Source organism: uncultured Thiodictyon sp., assembly GCF_903946935.1.
GTDB lineage: Bacteria > Pseudomonadota > Gammaproteobacteria > Chromatiales > Chromatiaceae > Thiodictyon.
The window spans coordinates 35173-51143 of record NZ_CAJAXH010000099.1 but is presented as its reverse complement, the minus strand read 5'-3'; the positions used below and the strand labels follow the sequence as shown (position 1 = coordinate 51143).

The window sequence follows — 15971 nt, the reverse complement described above, 5'->3', positions numbered from 1 at the left end:
GTTGACGCTCGCGATCGGTTACGAGGACAGGCGCAGGACGAAGCAAGGGCATCGAAAAAACCAGAGTAGATCACGAAGTTTGCATCTTACAACGCGCTCTTCAGAAACGGTATTAGGATTTTCATCCTGCGGTACTAGGTTTTCTGTTCCGTTGCGCCCTAGACCCCTTGCAGCAAATGGAGCGGCTGCAACACTGGTTGGAGCCCGTGCGGCACCCGGTGGTCATCGAATTGGGGGCCGGGACTGCGATTGCCACGGTGCGGCACTTCAGTCAGGAGGTGATTCATGACTGGGGCGGGAGACTCATTCGCATCAACCCGACAGAATGTCGAGTGTCGGGCGGGTTAGATGTAGGGCTGGCATGTGGGGGGCTGGAGGGCTTGAGTATGATAGATAAATACCGGAAAGGCTAAGTAAACCACGCGTCTATATTATGTCTTAACTGAGATCTGAGTAATTGATCTGAGTCTGGATATTTTCCTCTTCATCAATGGGGTCGCATGGGCGCTTTGAACTGCTAACAAGAGCAAGCCTCCGGACTTTTGGGGGTGGTTAACTCAATGACTGGTCTAAAGAGAAAAACATGGAACTGCAATCCTCGCAGCTAGTGAACAATACAAGTCATAGCATCGACGAACTGCTGGCAATCGCCGGCGCGGTGCGCAGCATTCTTGTGATATCAGCATACACTGACATTTATACAATAGATAGGCTTATTTCCTTTGCAAGGACAGCTCATGATAACCGAACTCTGCCGACCCTTCGTGTTTACATCGATTATTCGTCCAGCGGATTTACTACCAATCCTGAGATAGAGACTGCTCTGAAGCGTTGCGCTTTGAGAATCGAAAGGTATTGTGACGAGGATAGCGGCATCTATCTCGTACGCACTGGGGGCTTGTTCCATAGCAAATGCTATTTGGTGCAAGGTAACCTGGAGCAACGCCTGATTGTGGGGTCCATGAACGCTACGCATAAAGGGCTAACCGAAAACGAGGAACTCGTTTTCAATGGCGTCTCACGCATCGGCGCTAACGGCTATGTTGGTCATATGATTGAGTGGGTGAATCAGGTATATGTTCCTCGACTTACGGAGCGTTCCGATAAGATCACTCAACAATCAGAGATTTATCATTACCCAACTACGATGCGTCAACTGCTATTAGACGGCTGGCTCTATTACGAGACAAAAGAGCAAGATCCTTTTCGCTTTACCCTGAATCTGCCAGAGGAAATACTGGAGTCACGTGCGGCGCTTCATCCAATGCTTCCCGCAACGATTGTCGATGCAGTTTCTGTAGTGGATTTGATTACTGGAGAAATAGAAAATGGCGGGTTGGGCCATAGCTTTCGAGAAAAAGGGAAAAGCAAAGAGTCATGGCGTCGCTACTGCGTCGAAACCTGCTACGGTTTCTGGTCGCCGAGTTGGTATGAGGATGAGATAGAGCAAATTCTGAAAAATCGTTTCGATGCGCGAGAACCCTATTATTCTGATTTAAAAGACTACTTGGAGAACAATAAGGAAAAAGTCAGCACTCAGTTCAAGGCTTTTTCCGAGCAACTCCGCAATCACATAACGAGGGACTTCCATCAGGCTAAGTGGGATGCGTATGACGGCGGGCGACTCATGGAGAGCTGGTTGAAATGGTACGATACAATGCTAAGAAAGCTGAGTAACGAGCAGCATTATTTTCGTATGGTGTTGGGTATTTCTTGGGCATCGGTACCCGATGTTTGGAGCGACCCCATCGCTACCGATGAGTTTCAAAACTCATTTCTTGAATCGTTGAGGTATTATTGGTCAAAATCTTATGCTATGAAAACGTCAAAGGTGGCGGCATGCGCTATCGCGTCAAATCTTGAGATCGACATGCAAGATGCTGATGATATCGAAAACGCAAGACTAAAGAGTCGCATTGAAAGATGGTGTCGAAAAAATAGGAGTCATAGCATATTTGAATCCGCCCGTAGGGCGCAATAGCGCAGCGTATTGCGCTGAATGTCGGCAAAATGCGTCGGCTTGATCCTTGAAGTCGCCATGCGACGCAATATGGGTGTCGCCGACATCGGCGCCTGTCCTCATGCTCCTGGTGGGCGCCTTATTTCACCCTACGACAATCCAGGCGTTCGAGGCTTAGGGGGAGCAGGTTGAAACTCGCCGGAGTCGATAGATACTGCGTGGCCCAACGTCGTCCTCATCTAGAGATAGACAGCAATGTATCCACCTGTCCGGCTGGGTCTAAAATAGTCCTATTCTGACATAATGCGCTTCATCCCGCGGAAACGGATCTTGCTCTGTCCACCCTTCTTGCTTTAGGTCGGAAATGATATGTTGCCTTGCAACGGGGCCTGCTTCTTCACCAAACAGCCCGATTGCCTGTTTTATTCCTGCCTCGTGATGCCTGACTCGGCGGTGTCGCATCTTATATTGTTCGCTGGTATGGAATTCGTCTAACCAGCGATGCACTTCATCATAAGGCTTGCCGAAAAGCGTTATCGACTCTCTGCAATGCTCTTCAAATGTTGACATTTTTTCACCTTGACCTGAGCAGTGGGCAATGCTATTAAGTTAAGCCGTTCGTGGTTCGACAAGCTCACCACGAACGGCTTAAGCTCAGTGGGTTAAGGATTCGCCGTTCACCCTTCGACAAGCTCAGGGCGAACGGCGAATCCTTAACTTATTGGCATTGGGGCAGTGGGTGCATCGTAGCCTGTCGGTTGTGATCGCGCAACGTATTGCCCCGAAAGTTGGTAATGCGGAATTCGCTTGGTGATTAGCCTCGAAACGCAGCGGCCGGCTGCGAGATTGCCGGCCTTGGTCATCACACGGGCCGGTGCATCAACCGCGAGGTCGCTGGTCCGCACAGCGGACCCTACGGGCGCGGCGCAGGCCGTAGGGTCCGCTGTGCGGACCGATCGCCGCTGACAGGAACGATGAATAAGGTCCACGCTCGCGAGACAACCATGATGTTTAAGCTACCCTTTAAGTTGGCCTTGCTCTTGCTGGCCGCCGTCTCCGGCGGCGTACTCTGGCAACAGGGCCAACTGGCCGTGCTTGCGTTGAGCCGCATCGACCCGGTACCGGAAACCCGGGAGATGGTGGCCGTGGGGCACTATGCCGAAGCGGCAGGCTATCTCGATTTCTTCATGGAATACGACTACGTCAACCAGGACCCCGCCGCGCAGGCCCTCCACGCGCAGATCGAACAGGAGCGTGGTCGCGTCGCCTATCAGGCCGGAAAGTTGAAAGAGGGGCTCTTTGATGGGACGAGCGACGAGACCATCGGTCAGGCCGTCGGGGTCGCGAGCGACTTGTTTGTCATCGGCGATCTGCGTGACCTGACCAAGCAGGCGATCAACTGGGGGCAGGGTGGGGAGGTGGATGAGGTGGTTGCCGCGCTCGCCGGCATCGGTGTCGCTGCCACCACGGCGCAGGTGGTGAGTGCGATGGCCACCGTGGGGACCGGCGGGGCGGCGGCACCCGCAGCGGGGGCGACGACGGTGGTCAAGGGCGGGGTCATCATGCTGAAGGCCGCGAAAAAGCTCGGTAAGTTTCCGCCCTGGCTCGGTAAGGCGGTGCTCGATGGCGCCGCGGCGGTCAAGCGGTCCGGTAAGCTGGATCCGGTGTCCGACCTGTTCGGCAATGTCTATACGTTGGCGAAGACGCGCGGCGGTTTCGAGCTGTTGAGTCATACCATCGATGCCTCATCGCTGCGGCGCATGGCGACATTCACCGAGACTTTCGGCAACCAGAGTGCGACGCTCTACCGGATCGGCGGCGACCAGGCGCTGAAGGTCGCGCAGCGTGCCGGGGATCTGGGGGTCGCAACGATTAAACAGGCGGCGACCTTTGGCCAGGGCGGATTGCGATTGCTGGATAAGCTCGGTACCTTCCGCTTTATAAAGTTCTCGGCCCGCGCCGGGAAGATTGCCTATAAGGGCGATGCGATCCAATTGCTCGCGCGCCTGCTCATGGGGCTGCCCAATTGGCTGTTGTATCTGTTTGTTGGGGTCGGTGCCGCGGTCTGGGTTCCTTGGGGCTGGGTGGCAAGGCTGCATAAGCCTGGGTGATTGGCACTGAAACGCAGCGGGGCCTTGTACCTCAATTCGGCACGTTCGCCCTATTCTGCGAGCCCGCGACCGCCGAGAGGTTGCCTTCCCTGGACTGGATTCCGGCGTCCCGGCCGGAATGACGCCTCGCGGCCGCAATGATGATCCTAGAAAGAGCGGTTTGTCGCGCCAAGGCGCCAAGCTCGCCAAGGCTTGTTAGTGCGTTATCCGCGCTGCGACAGTCACCCGGGGGGTGAACTGGATAGTGGCTCTACGCGATTGCATTTCTTGGCGAGCTTGGCGCCTTGGCGTGAGCAATTCCCGGGTTTAGGATAATCAAGACCCTCAGCGGCCGGCTGCGCGGCGTTGGTCATCGTTCCGGCCACTCGCCCCAGAGACAAGCCAGATTTTAGCGTTCTCTGCGTCTCGACGCCTCTGCGTGAGACAGTATTGACTCACGCAGAGACGCGGAGGCGCAGAGGAAGATGAGAATGGCGGCGGCTGGCCGGAACGATGACCAAGGCCGGTTCATGGTGCCTGACGTCGGGGTCGCGAGCGATTCATCGGCGATTCATCATCTGGGTCCGTGGGAACCAACCCCGCTTAGTAACGGTGCAGAAACAAGTTATACACGATAATTCGACGCGAAACCTTGTAAAACAGTCTGTTGCGCTAAAGCAACGCGCCACTTGTTAGTGAACCGTCCCTTAGGGGGTGCCGGCCACCGCTTATTTCGCGTTGCCCGCGTCGCCCGCGGGGGCTGCGGCGATCAGCCGCCGCAGGGCGTCCGCAATGTCGCGACTCAGGGTCCCCAACGCGCGGCTGTGGGCGGCGGCGAGGGCCTCATAACCCGCCCCAGTGACCGGTTCGCGCACGCGGGTGCGCCCGGTCTCGCTGCGCCCGTCCTGGGTCCGGCGCACCGTCCAGACGGCCCCCAGGGTGGCCGCCTGGTCCGGGACCGAGGTGAATCCCTGCACATCGATCAGCACCCGATAGGCGGCCGCCATGTCGGTCGTCTGGGGAAAGCGCGTCACCCGCGCGGTGGCGAGCAAGTCGGCCAGATTCTCCGCCACCACGCGCGCAATGTTGTCCGCGAGCGGGGCGGCCCAGCGCTCGGTCTCCTGCGGGCGTACCCGATTCGCTCCCTCGCTGACCAGGATCTCGGGGCGGTCCACCTGCGCCGGGATGGACACGGGCCCCACCGCCACGGCCACCCCCCCGGACGGAGGGGCAACCCCAGCACCAGGGGCCAGGGCGCTGCTCAGGGTGTAGAAGTGCGACGGCGGCGAGGCACAGCCGGCGATGAAGAGCCCCAGGGCGGCGAGTGCGATGCGTGGACGGGTCATTGGTTCTCCTGGCCCTTGCCCCGGATCAGGGCCTCGGGGTGGCGCTCCAGATAGTCGGTCAGGACCCGCAGTGAGCGCGCCGTGCGGGCGACCTCCTGTAAGGCGTCGCGCAACTCCTGCTGGCCCGGGGCATCCGGACTCAGCAGGGTCGCATTGGTATCCTTGAGCACGCGCTGCGCGGTGGCGAGCGTGCGGTCCAGGCCGGCCAGGGTCTGGCTCACCTCGGGCAGGGTCTTGGTATCCGCCGCCTTCAGCACGGCGTCCAGCGTCTTGATGGTCTTGTTCAGTTCGTCGGCGATGCCATCCAGCGGCATCTTGTCCACCTTGACCAGGATCTTGTCGACCTGAGCCAGGACGCCCTGCACCTGCGCCTCGATCGCGTCGAAGCCGCCCGCCAACACCGGGATCACCAGGGGGTCCTGGTCCCAGTCGAGCTTCTCCCGGGGGGCCTCGGGGTGATAATCGAGCGACACAAAGCGCTCACCGGTCAGCAGATTGCCGCTCTGCACCTGGGCGCGCAGCCCCAGGTCATCCACCTGGTGGCGGATCAGCTCGAGCCGCGCCGCCGGCCCCGCGTCCATGAAGGCCCGGCCCGCGCCCGCCTGGGCCCCGGCCAGACGGGCGAGCAGTCGCTCGGGAAAGAAGGTAATGAGCACGCGCGGGCGAAACTTCCGGGTCTTGGGGTCCAGGGCGACGCCGATCTCCGACACCTCCCCCGCCGACAGACCCAGGAGCTTCACCGGTGCCCCCACCCTGAGCCCCGCCGCCGACTCGGGGTAGAGTAGATAGCGGCGGGCGACCGGGTCGGGCTGCCGCATGGCCGCGGCGCGGGAGCCGTAGAGGGTAAAGACGGCATTCTCTGAGGCCGGCTCGCCGCCGGTCGCGAAGGCCGGTGCGTCGAAGGCCAGGCCGCCGGCCAGGATCGACACCAGGGACTGGGTACGCAGTTCCAAGCCCTCGGCGTTCAGGGTCAAGTCGATGCCGCTGGCGTCCCAGAAACGGGTCTCGGTGGTGACATAACGCTCGTAAGCGGCGTTGATGAAGACCGTGACGTCGATCCCGTCGCCGTCCGGCGCCAGGGCATAGGCGGCGATCTCGCCCACCGTGAGTCGGCGGTAGTAGATCGGTGCCCCGATCCCGAGCGAGCCCAGGTCATGGGCCTTGAGCAGGAACCGCCGACCCGGTTGATCGGTAATGGCGGGCGGGGTCTCCAGCCCGACGAACTGGTGCTGTTCCCGGGTGGACCGCCCGACCTGCATCCCGATGTAATTGCCCGAGAGCAGGGTGCCCAGACCGGAGACCCCGCTCAAACTGACGCGCGGCGCAACGATCCAGAAGCGGGCATCCTCCACCATGAGGCCGCGCGCGCTGCGGTCCACCTTGACCGTCACGGCGACCTTCGAGAACTCCTGGGCCAGTCGGACCTCAGTCACCTGGCCGATATCGACGTCCTTGTATTTGAGCACGGTCTTGCCGGCCGCCAGACCGCCCGCCGCGTGGAACAGGATGGTGATGGTCGGGCCCTCGGTCAGCACCCGCTGGACGGCGATGCCGATGGCCACCGCGGCGGCCAGGAGCGGGACGATCCAGACGAACGCGACCCGCCGCCGCGGCGGCTCCACGATGGCCTGCGGCAGGTCGCCGGCGTTTAAGGGTTGTTCCGCGGGTTCAGTCATGGGTGGATTCCAATGGGTTGCGATCCCAGAGCAGCCGGGGATCGAAGGACTCCGCCGCCAGCATGGTCAGGACCACCACGGCCCCGAAGAACACCACCCCGAGGCCGGGCTGCACCGACATCAGGGGCGCGAGTTGCACCAGGGCCACGGTGAAGGTATCGACGAAGATATCGAGCATGGACCAGCGCCCGATGAGACGCACCAGCCGGATCGTCCGCATCCGCGCGCGTTCGCCCCCGAGCGCGCGGCGCTGCACCGCGATCAGGAGCCAGGCGATCGCCAGCAGCTTGCCAAGCGGGATCAGCACGCTCGCAATCAGCACGATCAGGCCCAGGGGCCAGGAGCCCGAGGTAAAGAGAAACACCACCCCACCCATAATGGTGTCGGGGGTCGCGCTGCCCGCGACGGTGGTGATCATCACGGGCAATGCGTTGGCGGGGATGTAGCAGATGGCCGCGGCGATGGTCAGCGCCCAGGTGCGCTGGATGGCGTCCGGGTGCCGCCGGTGCAGGCTGGCACCGCAGCGTGGGCAGTGACCCGGCACCGTGTCGCTGGCCGGACGCGACAACAGGCCACAGGTGGCGCAGGTGGTCAGGCCCAGGTGGGCGGCAGTGAGGCCGGCGCTCGTCACCGTGGCGCTATCCGGGGCGGCGTCTCGTTGCCGACCCAGGTCACCCGCTCCCAGATCGCGCCGGGGTCGAAGCTGACCGCGATGGCCGCCAGCAGCACCGGCAGGGCGCCGGCGGCATAGAGTCCGACCCCGGCGGTCACCGTTGCCAGCTCCGCGATCTTGACCAGCGCCACCAGCAGGCCGAGCAGCATCACCTCCGGCATGGCCCAGGGTTGCAGGTGTCCAGCCAGTCGCAGCAGGGTGCCGACCCAGGGCGGGGCGGGCGGGCGCCGGACGGCGGTCAGGACCGCGAGCATGAACAGCAGGTAGGCGCCCGGGGCGATGGCAGCGCAGATCGCCACCAGGGCGCCGGTGAGCGCCTGACCCTGGCTCCACATGGTGAGTGCTCCGCCAAGGATGGTCGTCTGCGCGGCGCGTCCCGCGACCGCGAGCCCCATCAGGGGCGTGGTATTGGCGACGATCAAGACGATCGCCGCCGCGACCGTGAGGGCGAGCGGTCGCTCGATGGGATCGACCGGCGCGGTGGCGAGGACCTCACCGCAGCGCGGGCACCGGACCCGGGCGCTGGGCCCCAGCCTGGGCAGGCATTGGAGCAGGTCGCAACCCGGGCAAGCGACCGCCGGTTGCCTTGACGCCGACGCCGCCCGGTCGGCGTCGTCCAAGCGAATTTTCCCATCGGTTCCAAGCATCGCGGTCTGTTCGGGGTTGTCTTAGTCAGCGATCGTCTGCGCTAGTTTGCCGGACTACACAGGCCTTGTACAGACGTCGAGCGGATCGCTCCCGCCGTCCGCCTTGGAGCAAAACCTCATGCATCCGCCTGCCATCGCCTCCCGGGCCTTGATCAATATTCCGGCCACTTGGGCTCGCCGGCTGCGTGGTCAGGCCATCTTGGCCTGACACCGTCAGGGCTGGAAGCCCTGACTACGCACGCCACTGGCCGGGATTATGATCGACGCTGCCTCCCGCACCTCCGCGGATCGTCGTGAGGCGTGACACGCGGGGCGGCGGACGCAATGCGGGCTAGATGTACTTCACTTCCAGGATTTCCAACTCACGCTTGCCGCCGGGGGCATCCACCAGGGCGACATCGCCCTCGCTCTTGCCGATCAATGCGCGGGCGATGGGTGAGTTGATGGAGATCATGCCTTGCTTCAAATCGGCCTCGTCTTCGCCGACAATCTGGAAGGTACGCTCCTCATCCTTCTCGACCTCCAGCACCTGAACAGTGGCACCGAACACCACCCGCCCGGTGGGCGGGAGTTGGGTGACGTCGATGATATGGGCGTGACTGAGCTTGCCGTCGATGTCCTTGATGCGACCCTCGATAAAACTCTGCTGCTCCCGGGCGGCGTGGTATTCGGCGTTCTCCTTGAGGTCGCCGTGGGCGCGCGCCTCACTGATCGCCTCGATCACCCGCGGGCGCTCGATGCGCTTGAGCCGCTCCAATTCATCACGCAATTTCTCAGCGCCCCGCGCCGTGAGAGGTACCTTACTCATCAGTGCAATCCTCAGTGTAGATCTTGTAACCGATTGACGCTCAAGATGTCCAATTGTTTCAGGGCCAGGCAGGTAGCCTCTGCACCGGCAATCGTCGTCGTATAACTGACCTTGTGCTGAAGCGCGGCGCGGCGAATCTCGGCCGAATCGGCAATCGCCTGGGCGCCCTCGGTGGTGTTGACGATAAAACTCACCTCACGATTCTTGATCATATCGACGATGTGAGGGCGCCCCTCCATGACCTTGTTGACAATGACACAGGGCAGTCCGGCCTCATGCACCGAGATGGCCGTACCGCGGGTGGCATAGAGGGTGAAGCCCAGGGCCAACAGGTCGCGGGCGACCCGGATCAAGCGCGGCCGGTCGGCCGCCCGTACGCTCAACATCGCGTTGCCCTTGACTGGCAGCAGGGTGCCGGCCCCTTCCTGGGCCTTGGCATAGGCCTCGCCGAATGACTCGCCGACCCCCATCACCTCGCCGGTGGACTTCATCTCCGGACCCAGCACCGTATCGACGCCCGGGAATTTGATGAAGGGGAAAACGGCCTCCTTCACGAAATAGTGCTTGGGCTTGATCTCCTTGGTGCAGCCCTGCTCCGCCAGCGACTTACCCGCCATGCAGCGGGCGGCGACCTTAGCCAGCGGCAACCCGATGGCCTTGGAGACGAAGGGTACGGTACGCGAGGCGCGGGGATTGACCTCTAAGATATAGATGTCGTCCCCCTTGATGGCGAACTGGGCATTCATCAGCCCCACCACATTGAGCCCATGCGCCATCTGCGCCATCTGCACGCGCATCCGGTCCTGCAGCGACTGCGATAGGGTATAGGGCGGGAGCGAACAGGCGGAGTCGCCGGAATGCACGCCGGCCTGTTCGATATGCTCCATGATGCCGCCGATCAGCACATCCTTGCCGTCGCAGATAGCGTCGACATCGACCTCGATGGCATCATCCAGAAAGCGATCCAGGAGCACCGGCGACTCATTGGAGACGCGCACCGCGTATTTCATATAGCGGTTCAGCTCAGTCTCGTCGAAGACGATCTCCATCGCCCGCCCACCCAGGACATAGGACGGTCGGACCACCAGCGGATAGCCGATGCCGGCGGCCTTCGCCACCGCCTCGGCCTCGCTGCGGGCAGTGGCATTCGGCGGCTGCATCAGCCCCAATTGGTGGATCAACTGCTGAAAGCGCTCACGGTCCTCGGCCCGGTCGATGGCGTCCGGGGTCGTGCCGATGATGGGCACCCCATTGGCCTCCAGGGCGCGGGCGAGCTTCAACGGCGTCTGGCCGCCGTATTGGACGATGACCCCCAGGGGCTTCTCCTTGTCCACGATCTCCAGCACGTCCTCCAGGGTCAGCGGCTCGAAATAGAGCCGGTCGGAGGTGTCGTAGTCGGTGGAGACGGTCTCCGGGTTGCAGTTGACCATGATGGTCTCATAGCCGTCCTCGCGCATGGCGAGCGCGGCATGGACACAGCAATAGTCGAATTCGATCCCCTGACCGATCCGATTCGGGCCGCCCCCCAGGACCATGATCTTTTGCCGATCGGTCGGGCGCGACTCGCACTCCTCCTCGTAGGTGGAATACATGTAGGCGGTGCTGGAGGCGAATTCCGCGGCGCAGGTATCCACCCGCTTATAGACTGGGCGCACCCCCAATGCGCGGCGCAGGTCGCGGATCGCCTGCTCGGTGTCCCCGATGAGGCGCGCCAGCCGGCGGTCGGAGAAGCCTTGACGCTTCAGCGCCAGGAGACGGTCGGCATCCAGTGCCGGCAGACCGGCCGCGCGCACCTGCGCTTCCGTCTCCACCAGGTCTTCAATCTGGGCGAGAAACCAGGGATCGATCTGGCACAGTGAATGGATCTCGTGGCAGTCCATACCGAGACGGAAGGCGTCCGCCAGATAGAAGATGCGCTCGGCCCCGGCCTGACGCAGCTCGTGTTTGATGATCTTCCGGGCATCCTGGTGCTTGAGATCGACCACCTCATCGAGCCCGTAGCGGTCGGTTTCCAGCCCCCGGAGGGCCTTCTGTAACGACTCCTGGAAGGTCCGCCCGATCGCCATGACCTCGCCCACCGATTTCATCTGGGTGGTGAGCCGCGCGTCGGCCTGGGGGAATTTCTCAAAGGCAAAGCGCGGGATCTTGGTGACCACATAGTCGATCGACGGCTCGAAGGAGGCCGGGGTCGCCCCGCCGGTGATGTCATTGCGCAGCTCATCGAGCGTATAGCCCACCGCCAGCTTGGCCGCGACCTTGGCAATGGGGAAGCCGGTCGCCTTGGAGGCCAGGGCGGAGGAGCGTGAGACGCGCGGATTCATCTCGATGATGATCATGCGCCCGTCGTCCGGATTGATGGCGAACTGGACGTTGGAGCCGCCGGTATCCACCCCGATCTCGCGCAATACCTTGAGCGAGGCGTCGCGCATGATCTGATATTCTTTATCGGTCAGGGTCTGGGCCGGGGCCACCGTGATGGAATCACCGGTATGGACCCCCATAGGGTCGAAATTCTCGATGGAACAGATGATGATGCAATTGTCCGCATGGTCGCGGACCACCTCCATCTCGTATTCCTTCCAGCCGAGGGCCGATTCCTCGATCAGCAACTCATGGGTGGGCGACAGGTCCAGGCCGCGCCGACAGATCTCCTCGAACTCCTCCTGATTGTAGGCGATGCCGCCGCCGCTCCCACCCATGGTAAAGGAGGGCCGGATGATGGACGGGAAGCCGATGGGGGCCTGGACCTGGATCGCCTCCTCCAGGCTGTGGGCAATGGCCGAGCGCGGCATATCGAGCCCGATCTTGCGCATGGCCTTGCGGAAGAGATCCCGGTCCTCGGCCTTGTCGATGGCCTCGCGCGAGGCCCCGATCAGTTCCACCCCGAAGCGTTCCAGCACGCCCTGGCGCACCAGATCGAGTGCGCAATTGAGCGCGGTCTGCCCGCCCATGGTGGGCAGCAGGGCGTCCGGCCGCTCCTTCTCGATGATGGCGGCCACCGCGCGCCAGGTGACCGGCTCGATATAGGTGGCGTCCGCCATCTCCGGATCGGTCATGATGGTGGCGGGATTGGAGTTCACCAGGATGACCCGAAAGCCCTCCTCGCGCAGGGCCTTGCACGCCTGCGCCCCCGAGTAATCGAACTCGCACGCCTGGCCGATGACGATCGGCCCGGCGCCGATGATCAGGATACTATGAATGTCGGTACGTTTTGGCATTCTGGATTTATTGTCCGCAAATGAACGCGAATGAACGCAAATTTAAGAGAAGAATGCCTTTCGCTCGGCTGCTTGGTTGGCATGGACAGGCGATCAAACGCAGTCAGCGTCGTCATGACGCCAAACCAGCCGCCGCATTTCCAGTTTCGGCGCACCGAAATTGAGCAATAGACCGACACTCAGCCCAGATGCCCGCAGATAATTCATGACCTGCGCCTCATGATCGGCTGTCAATAGCTTCAGGGCCTTGAGTTCAACCAGCAAGCGGCCTTCAACTACCAAGTCGGCAATGTAGTTGCCAACCAGCCGACCCTTGTAACTCACTTTCAGCGGGGCTTGGCGCTCGAACCGGATACCTTGGTCTGCCAACTCGATGCAGAGGGCATTTTCATAAACAGCCTCCAAGAACCCGACGCCCAACGTATTACTGACCGCAAATGCACACCCGATGACACGTCTGGAGATGGGCACGGGAATGCCGCTGCCCCCCTCCCCATTTGCGTTCATTTGCGTTCATTTGCGGACACTATTTTATCTTTCTGCATCAACGCGATGAAGTGGTCAAAGACGGGCGCCACGTCGTGCGGTCCCGGGCTGGCCTCGGGATGGCCTTGGAAGCTGAAGGCCGGGCAGTCGCGGCGCTGGATGCCTTGCAGCGAGCCGTCGAAGAGCGAGCGATGCGTCGCCTCCAGACAGTCCGGCAGGCTCGACTCGTCCACCGCAAAACCGTGGTTCTGGCTGGAGATCATGACCTGCCCGGTGCGCAGGTCCTGCACCGGGTGGTTGGCCCCGTGGTGGCCGAACTTCATCTTGACGGTTCGCGCCCCACTCGCCAGCCCCAACAACTGGTGCCCGAGACAGATGCCGAAGACCGGGATACCGGTGGCGAGCAGTTCGCGAATGGCGGCGATGGCATAATCGCAGGGCTCCGGGTCACCGGGTCCGTTGGACAGGAAGACGCCGTCCGGCTGCTGGGCCAGCACCGCGTCCGCCGGCGTGCGCGCCGGCACCACGGTCACCCGGCAGCCGCGGGCCACCAGCATCCGCAGGATGTTGCGCTTGATACCGTAGTCATAAGCAACGACATGGTAGGGCGGCTCACCCTCCGGATCGCGATGTCCATGCGCCAGGCTCCAGACCCCCTGGGTCCAGACATAGGGCTCGGTGGTGCTGACATGCTGGGCCAGGTCCATCCCCTTGAGCCCCGGGAAGGCGCGCGCCGCGGTGAGGGCGGCGGCCTCGTCGACCCCCTCGCCGGCCATCAGGCAACCGCTCTGGGCGCCCTTCTCACGCAGGATGCGCGTCAACCGGCGGGTGTCGATGCCGGCGATCCCCACCACCCCCTGACGGAGCAGATAGGCATCCAGGCGCTCGCACATCCGGAAGTTGCTGGGCAGGATCGGCAGGTCACGGATGATGAGTCCGGCCGCCTGCACCCCCGGGGACTCCTCGTCCTCCGGGTTCACACCGGTGTTGCCGATGTGCGGATAGGTCAGGGTCACCAGTTGGCGCAGGTACGAGGGATCCGTCAGGATCTCCTGATACCCACTCATGGCGGTGTTGAAAACGACCTCGCCGACGCTCGAACCGTCGGCGCCGATCGAGGTTCCCCGGAAGACTGAACCGTCTTCCAGGACCAAAACTGCGGGCTTTTTCAAGGGTTTCTCCGAACCGGGAGACGGCGTGGCCGGCGCTAAAAGGGGGCCGCGGGGGACCACCGGGACTACAGCGCATACACGCGCAGAAGATTCGGACAAAGAGGCACCGAATCCGCGGGGATTCTAAAGGTCTGGCGCCCGACTGTCCATGCGCAGGGGCCGGGCGAATGCCGACCCGCTCGCGATCCGTTACGGCGAGGCAGTCACCGCGGTCTGACCTTAGCCATGTTGCCTGGCCCAAGCGACGATGCTGCGGGCATCCATGGCCCCAGCGCTGCGGGCCACCTCGGCACCGCCACGGAACAGCGCGAGCGTGGGGATGCTGCGAATCCCCAGACGGGCACCCAACCCCTGCGCCTCCTCGGTATTGACCTTGGCCAGGCGGAAGGCCGGCTCCAGGGCGCGGGCGGCGGACTCAAAGGCGGGGGCCATGGCGCGGCAGGGGGCGCACCAGGGCGCCCAGAAATCCACCAGCAGAAGGAGTTCGTCGCGACTCAGGAAGCGGGTAAAGCGGGCCTCGTCCAAGGCCGCCGGGGTGCCGCTGAACAGGGGACGGTGACAGTGACCGCACTTGGGGTCGGCACCCAGACGCGCACGTGGCACCCGATTGACCCCGTCACAGGCAGGGCAGATGATGTGAAGACTGTCGGACATGGGGTCATACCTCGGGTGAAGGGTCGGGCGGTGCGGCGCGCGGGTTGATTCCCCACCCGCCAGCACCTATTTTGCGGCCAAGTTATCGATCACCAAGCCCCGGAGTGTCAGTCCATGGCCCTTTCGCCCTATATCGTCACCGTCACCGCCGAGAATTTTGAGTCGGTGGTGATCGATGGTTCATTCGACCGCCCGGTACTGGTGGACTTTTGGGCCGACTGGTGCGCCCCCTGCAAGGGCCTGATGCCGGTACTGGCCAAACTGGCGGAGGCCTACGGCGGCAAGTTTATCCTGGCCAAGGTCAACACCGAGGAGGAGCAGGCACTGGCCGCGCACTTCGGCATCCGCAACCTGCCGACGGTGCAGTTATTCAAGTCTGGGGAAATGGTGGATCAGTTCATGGGCGCCCTGCCGGAGTCCCAGGTGCGGGAGTTTCTGGAGCGCCACCTCCCGCGCGCCGGTGACGGGCTGCTGGCGCAGGCGCAGGGGCTGATGGCGGCCGGCGACCTGGATCGGGCCGCGACCCTGCTGGAGCAGGCACGCACCGAGGACCCGGACAACGCCCGGGTGGCGCTGGCCGAGGTGCAACTCACGGCGGCGCGGGGCGACATTGCGGGGGCGACGGACGGGCTTGAACGGCTGCCGCTGGAACTCGCACACGACCCGGAGGTGGCCTCACTGCGCGGCCAGTTGCGCTTCGCCGCGGCCCTGGTCGGGGCCCCGGCGCCCGCCCAATTGGCGGAGCGCCTGGCGGCCGACCCCAACGACAGCGAGGCGCGCTATCGACTCGCCGCCCACCGGGTGCTGGCGGGCGATATCGAGGGCGCCCTGGAGGACCTGCTGGCGCTCATGAAGCGCGACCGCAAATACGGTGAGGACGCCGGACGCAAGGGGATGGTCGCAATCTTCGACCTGCTAGGCGGACAGGGTGAACTGGTCAGCCGTTACCGGGCGAAGATGATGACCGCACTGTATTAGCGAAGGCCCCGGACGGGACGAAGGCTCGTCCGGCAAGCGCGGCGGCCTTGATCAAGATTCCGGCCACTTGGGCTCGCCGGGTGCGTAGTCAGGCCATCTTGGCCTGACACCGTCAGGGCTGGAAGCCCTGACTACGCACGCCACTGGCCGGGATTATGATCGACGCCGGCGCGGCGGTCGCCCCGAAGGGCGACCTCACAGATCAACCTAGAAAGAGCAGTTGTCACGCCAAGGCGCCAAGCTCGCCAAGGCTTTTCAGCGCG

13 protein-coding genes are annotated in these 15971 nt (G+C 62.8%); 3 read left to right on the top strand and 10 right to left on the bottom strand.

Going from position 1 to position 15971, the window contains the following annotated elements; genetic code table 11:
- Positions 1–583: 583 nt before the first annotated feature.
- Positions 584–1981 carry a phospholipase D family protein gene (locus QZX93_RS09150; RefSeq protein WP_295385606.1) on the top strand — a complete coding sequence of 466 codons (1398 nt, stop codon included), beginning with the start codon at positions 584–586 and terminating at the stop codon, positions 1979–1981.
- A 258-nt stretch (positions 1982–2239) separates the two neighbouring features.
- Here the strand turns inward: QZX93_RS09150 and QZX93_RS09145 are convergent, their stop codons facing one another.
- Entirely contained in the window at positions 2240–2530 is a 291-nt protein-coding gene (locus tag QZX93_RS09145) for a hypothetical protein (RefSeq protein ID WP_295385604.1), read from the bottom strand.
- 434 nt (positions 2531–2964) lie between these two features.
- On the opposite strand from QZX93_RS09145, the gene QZX93_RS09140 reads away from it, so the two are divergent.
- On the top strand, positions 2965–4071 hold the full coding sequence (locus tag QZX93_RS09140) for a hypothetical protein (protein WP_295385602.1): 1107 nt from the start codon (positions 2965–2967) through the stop codon (positions 4069–4071).
- A 707-nt stretch (positions 4072–4778) separates the two neighbouring features.
- Here QZX93_RS09140 and QZX93_RS09135 read toward each other — a convergent pair.
- The 9 genes from QZX93_RS09135 to trxC form a co-directional block, all read right to left on the bottom strand.
- On the bottom strand, positions 4779–5396 hold the full coding sequence (locus QZX93_RS09135; protein ID WP_295385600.1) for a membrane integrity-associated transporter subunit PqiC: 618 nt from the start codon (positions 5394–5396) through the stop codon (positions 4779–4781).
- Positions 5393–7072, bottom strand: a complete 1680-nt coding sequence (locus QZX93_RS09130; RefSeq protein WP_295385598.1) for an MlaD family protein — start codon at positions 7070–7072, stop codon at positions 5393–5395. The genes QZX93_RS09135 and QZX93_RS09130 overlap by 4 nt, the downstream gene beginning before the upstream one ends.
- Entirely contained in the window at positions 7065–7703 is a 639-nt protein-coding gene (locus QZX93_RS09125) for a paraquat-inducible protein A (RefSeq protein WP_295385596.1), read from the bottom strand. The genes QZX93_RS09130 and QZX93_RS09125 overlap by 8 nt, the downstream gene beginning before the upstream one ends.
- Complete coding sequence (locus QZX93_RS09120; RefSeq protein WP_295385594.1) at positions 7700–8365, bottom strand: paraquat-inducible protein A; 666 nt, start codon at positions 8363–8365, stop codon at positions 7700–7702. The genes QZX93_RS09125 and QZX93_RS09120 overlap by 4 nt, the downstream gene beginning before the upstream one ends.
- A gap of 358 nt (positions 8366–8723) precedes the next feature.
- Complete coding sequence (greA, locus tag QZX93_RS09115) at positions 8724–9200, bottom strand: transcription elongation factor GreA (RefSeq protein WP_295385592.1); 477 nt, start codon at positions 9198–9200, stop codon at positions 8724–8726.
- Positions 9201–9211: 11 nt separating this feature from the next.
- Positions 9212–12418: a carbamoyl-phosphate synthase large subunit gene (gene carB / locus QZX93_RS09110; RefSeq protein WP_295385590.1), complete on the bottom strand. Its 3207-nt coding sequence runs from the start codon at positions 12416–12418 to the stop codon at positions 9212–9214.
- Between the two features lie 93 nt (positions 12419–12511).
- Positions 12512–12925: a GxxExxY protein gene (locus QZX93_RS09105; RefSeq protein ID WP_295385588.1), complete on the bottom strand. Its 414-nt coding sequence runs from the start codon at positions 12923–12925 to the stop codon at positions 12512–12514.
- Positions 12922–14076: a glutamine-hydrolyzing carbamoyl-phosphate synthase small subunit gene (gene carA, locus QZX93_RS09100; RefSeq protein WP_295385586.1), complete on the bottom strand. Its 1155-nt coding sequence runs from the start codon at positions 14074–14076 to the stop codon at positions 12922–12924. Before carA ends, QZX93_RS09105 begins: the two co-directional genes overlap by 4 nt.
- A 219-nt stretch (positions 14077–14295) precedes the next feature.
- Positions 14296–14730, bottom strand: coding sequence for a thioredoxin TrxC (gene trxC / locus QZX93_RS09095; protein ID WP_295385584.1), 435 nt, complete (start codon positions 14728–14730; stop codon positions 14296–14298).
- Between the two features lie 114 nt (positions 14731–14844).
- Here trxC and trxA point away from each other — a divergent pair, with 114 nt between their 5' ends.
- Positions 14845–15708 (top strand): thioredoxin, encoded by an 864-nt coding sequence (trxA, locus tag QZX93_RS09090; protein ID WP_295385581.1) that lies wholly within the window; start codon positions 14845–14847, stop codon positions 15706–15708.
- Positions 15709–15971: the final 263 nt, after the last annotated feature.